The following is a 1,291-nucleotide window of genomic DNA, read 5'->3' as shown; positions in this document are numbered from 1 at the left end:
GTTTCTCCTATGTCAAGCCGCTGCCGTTTGGCAAGGGGTTTGGCGGGTGTGGTGGTCGGTGTGCAGGCGGTTGAAGACGACGCGGGCCAGGCGTCGTTTGAGACAGCGCAGGGCCTCGGTGCTGGAATCTCCGGCAGCAAGGCGATGCCGGTAGTAGGTCTGGCCAAGGCCGTCGAGGCGGATCTGGGTCACTGCGATCCGATGCAGGGCGGCGTTGAGCTGTCGGTTGCCGGATCGGGTCATCCGGACGCGGCCGGCGGTGTCGCCCGACCAGACCGGCACCGGTGCCACACCGGCATGGCGGGCAAAGGCCGCCTCGCTTTTGAATCGGGTCACCCCGGCGGTTTCACCGACGAGTTTGGCTGCGGTCAGCTCCCCGCAGCCCGGCAACGCCAACAACTCCGGTGCCACGACACGGATGCGCTCACCGATCCGCTTGCCCAAGGTGTCGATCTCTTCGGTGAGCCGAGTGATGTCGGCCAATTCGGCGCCGGCCAACTCCGCGATCAAGCCGGGAACACCAGCCAACCAATCACCGAGAATCCGCCGGTGCTTGGCCAGGCCCAGCGATCGTGTCTTGGGTGCGCGTTCGGGATCAAGTTCATGCACCCGCCACAACAGTCGATTGATCGTCGCCGTCCGTTGCGCCACAAGGACTTCACGGCGGTCCACCAGCAATTTCAACTCCCGCGACACCTCGTCATGGGAGGCAACCGGAAGATCCGGCTCACGCAGGAATCCCCGCGCGACCGCCAGCGCGTCAATCGGATCGGACTTGCCGCGGGTACGCGCCGAGGCACGGGTTTGGGCCATCAGCTTCGGTGGCACCCGCACCACCTTGTGACCAAAACCGAGCAGGTCGCGCTCAAGCCGCGCCGACAGGTGCCGGCAATCTTCGATCGCCCACACCACCTCGGCCCCGAAGCGTTCACGGGCCCACATCACCGCTTCGGCATGCCCGGCAGTGGTCGCCGGGGTGACCTTCTCGCCGACCTTGCGCCCGACCTCGTCAACAGCAACGAACGTATGAGTCCGCTTGTGTACATCGGCTCCAACAACAACCATGGTGGTTGCCTCCTTCACTGTGAGGTGACGGTTGGGCCGGTCGGCGGACAAATCTCAGTGGGGGCGGTGCCACGCTCCTATCAAGTCACGCCGGCCGGTCCTTCACACCTGGCGCCGACAAAACGCATGAACGCCAACCCGAAGGCGGCAGGCACCCTACGAGCCAGACACCAGGTGATCAGGATCCAACCACCGCAACAAGCGGCAACCTCACACTGACACTGAC

The 1,291-nt window shown here is 64.9% G+C and carries 1 protein-coding gene; it reads right to left on the bottom strand.

The features are described 5' to 3' along the window. Positions 1-12: 12 nt before the first annotated feature. Complete coding sequence (locus AC5Y31_RS21785; RefSeq protein ID WP_499982969.1) at positions 13-1,083, bottom strand: IS110 family RNA-guided transposase; 1,071 nt, start codon at positions 1,081-1,083, stop codon at positions 13-15. Positions 1,084-1,291: the final 208 nt, after the last annotated feature.

Source organism: Mycobacterium sp. NGS18 (assembly GCF_059813185.1).
The sequence above is the reverse complement of the archived record's forward strand: the minus strand, read 5'-3'. Positions and strand labels throughout refer to the sequence as shown.